Source organism: Geodermatophilus maliterrae (genome assembly GCF_041018925.1).
Lineage (GTDB): Bacteria > Actinomycetota > Actinomycetes > Mycobacteriales > Geodermatophilaceae > Geodermatophilus > Geodermatophilus maliterrae.
The window spans coordinates 1-3,001 of the sequence record NZ_JBFNXQ010000187.1 but is presented as its reverse complement, the minus strand read 5'-3'; the positions used below and the strand labels follow the sequence as shown (position 1 = coordinate 3,001).

The following is a 3,001-nucleotide window of genomic DNA, read 5'->3' as shown; positions in this document are numbered from 1 at the left end:
CCGGCGGTCGGCATCCGCGCGCAGCGCGGCGGCGAGTGCCCGGTGCGCGGCGCGGCGCTGCGCACTGGTGGCTGCGTGGTAGACCGCCGAGCGGACGAGCGGGTGGTGCAGGACGACGGTGTCCCCGTCGATCCGGAGCAGGCCGGTGAGCTCGGCCTCGTCGAGGGCCTCGTCGCCGGCCGCCAGCCGTTCGGCGGCGTCGCGGACGACGGTCAGCCGGGCGGTGTCGTCGGCCGTGGCGACGAGCAGCAACCGCTGCGCCGGCTCGGACAGCCGCCGGTAGCGGTCGAGGAACCCGCGCTCGACGCCCTCGGTCAGCGGCAGTGGCGCCGGCAGGGGCTCCCGGCCGGCCAGCTGGTCCCCGGTGAGCGCGGCGGCCAGCTCACCCAGCGCGAGGGGGTTGCCGCCGGTTGCGGCCACCAACCGGTCCCGGACCGCCGGGTCCACGCCACGACCGGCTCGGGAGGACAGCAGCGCGCCCGCGGCCGCACCGGTGACCCCACCCAGGACGACGGCCGGCAGGTCGGGTGCGTCGAAGCCGTGGGCCTCGCCGTCGCGCGCGGCGAACAGCAGCGCGACGCGTTCGGCCCGCAGCCGGCGGGCGACGAACAGCAGTGCCGCGGCCGAGGCGTCGTCGAGCCAGTGCGCGTCGTCGACGACGGCCAGCACCGGGGACTGCTCGGCGGCGTCGGCCAGCAGGCTCAGCGTGCCCAGGAACGCCAGGAACCGGTCGCCCTCGCCCTCGGCCTCACCCAGCGCGGCCCGCAGCGCCGCCCGCTGGGGCGACGGCAACGCGTCGATCCGGGAGCGGAGCGGCCACAGCAGCCGCTGCACCGCGGCGAAGGCCAGCGGGGACTCCGACTCGACGCCCGAGGTGCGCAGCACGGTCGAGTCCGGAGCTGCGTCCAGGGCGTCGGTGAGCAGGGCCGACTTGCCCGAGCCGGCCACGCCGCGGACGACCAGCGCGCCTCCCTCGCCCGCGCGGGCGGCGTCGAGCAGCGCCGCGATCGCCGCCCGTTCGACGTCCCGTCCGGCCAGCACGGCCTCGACGGTATCGACACGTCGTGGACGGACTGCCGGGTCGGCGTCGTTCAGCGGCTCGCCAGGCGGGTGCGGGTCCGTTCGCCCGCGGCCCGCAACCGGTCGCCGACCTCCTCCCACGTGGGCGGCAGGTCGGCGGGGTCGGCTCGCCACACGTCGACCACCGGGGGGTGCAGCAGCGCGCGCAGCTCCCGCTGGGCGGCCGTGTGCAGCGGTCCGCGCTCGAAGGCGACGAGGGAGGCCCGCCGGGTCCAGGCCGACACGACCCAGAAGGCGCCGCCGGACCACCGGCGGGCGTGGCCGACCAGGTCGGGGGTGCGGGTCAGCTCCCGGCCGAGGCGGTCCGCCCAGGCCGTCAGGGCGTCGAGGTCCGAGCCCGCCCGGAGCCGCAGGTGGACGCCGACCAGGGTCAGCACCGCGGAGGGGTCGACGGCCGCTGCGACCGGCGTCCAGGGGGTGCTGGGCACACCCGGACGGTAGGGACACCCGGCTCCTCGCCGCACCGGCGGAACGGCCGGGGTGCCGCGGAGTCAGTCGAGCGGGTGGGCGGCCAGCTCGGTGCGGCTGCTGACGCCGAGCTTGGCGAAGACGTTGCGCAGGTGGAAGTCGACGGTGCGGGGGCTGACGTACAGCTGGGCGGCGACGTCACGGTTGGGCAGTCCCCGCCGCACCAGCCGGGCCACCTGGAGTTCCTGCGGGGTGAGGTCCACGACGGTGGAGGGGTCGCGGCGGCGCGCGGTCTCCCCGGACGCCCGCAGCTCCTGCCGGGCGCGGTCGGCCCACGGCCGCGCACCGAGGTCCTCGAACGTCTCGAGCGCGGCGCGCAGGTGAGGGCGTGCGTCGACGCGGCGGCGGGACCGGCGCAGGAAGGCGCCGTAGGCCAGCTGGGTGCGGGCCCGGTCGGGCCGGCGTCCGGTCCTGGCGTGCGCGACCAGCGCCTGCTCGAAGTGCCCCGCGGCCTCCGGACCCTCGCTGAGCAGTGCCCGGCCGTGCGCGGCCACGGCCTGCGCCCACGGGGAGCCGGTCGCCCCGGCGAAGCCGGCCAGCTCCGCCACCCAGGCGCCCGCCAGGTCGGGCCGCGCGGCCCGCACGGCGGCCTCGACGCGGTCGGTCGCCGCCAGCCGGCGGGTGATCGGGTGACGGATCTGCTCCAGCTGGTGCAGTGCGGCGGCGGGGTCGGCGGCGTCGCGCACACCGCGGGCCCACCGCAGCACGTCGGGCACCACCTCGGCCAGGATGCCGAGCGGGTGGTCGGCGCAGATCCGTGCCACGGCGCTGAGGTGCTGCTCGACCGTGTCGTCGCCGCGCAGCCCCGCCAGCAGCGCGAGCCAGGCGGTGGGCAGGGCGGCCAGCCCCCGGTGCCCGGACTGGTCGGCCAGCGGCAGCGCCTCGGCGGCCGCGGCGCGGGCGGCGGTCCACCGCCCGGTGGCCAGCTCGGCGAAGCCGAGCCGCGTCAGCGAGTAGAGGATCATCAGGACGGCGCCGGAGCTGCGGGCGCGGGCCAGCAGCTGCTCGTGGTAGCGCCTGGTCCGCGCGTCGTCACCCAGGTGGAGCGCGGCGATGCCCAGGTTGGGCAGCAGGTCCAGGTCCTCCTCGGCGAGGTCCTCGGCGAGGGCGAAGGCCTCGGCCAGCGGTGGTGTCGCGGCGGCCCAGTCCCCACGGGCGGCGGCGTCGAGGCCGTACAGCAGGTGCGAGTAGCAGCGGGCGCGCACCGGGGCACCGGGCCCGGGCGGCGGGACGAGGGCGGTCGGGTCCACGGCGCTGGTCGAGTGCGCGCCGAACGCGGCGAGTGCGGCGGCGAACATCGCCATCTCCCGGGCCCGCTGGGAGTCGTGCGGGGCGACCTCCGCGGCGGCCTCGACCACCATCCGGCGGCCGGTGTGCAGCGAACCGGTGTTCCACTCGATGCGGGCGCGCAGCCGCAGCACGTCGGCGCGCAGCAGCGCGTCGGCGGCCCGGG

3 protein-coding genes are annotated in these 3,001 nt (G+C 78.2%); all 3 read right to left on the bottom strand.

Features of this window, described 5'->3' with window-relative positions; genetic code table 11:
- On the bottom strand, positions 1 to 1,041 hold a 1,041-nt coding region (locus ABQ292_RS26290), incomplete at its 3' end, for an AAA family ATPase (RefSeq protein WP_369210651.1).
- A gap of 50 nt (positions 1,042 to 1,091) precedes the next feature.
- Complete coding sequence (locus ABQ292_RS26285; protein WP_369210650.1) at positions 1,092 to 1,508, bottom strand: hypothetical protein; 417 nt, start codon at positions 1,506 to 1,508, stop codon at positions 1,092 to 1,094.
- Positions 1,509 to 1,571: 63 nt separating this feature from the next.
- Positions 1,572 to 3,001, bottom strand: a 1,430-nt coding sequence (locus tag ABQ292_RS26280; protein ID WP_369210649.1) for a LuxR C-terminal-related transcriptional regulator, incomplete at its 5' end; no start/stop codon positions are given.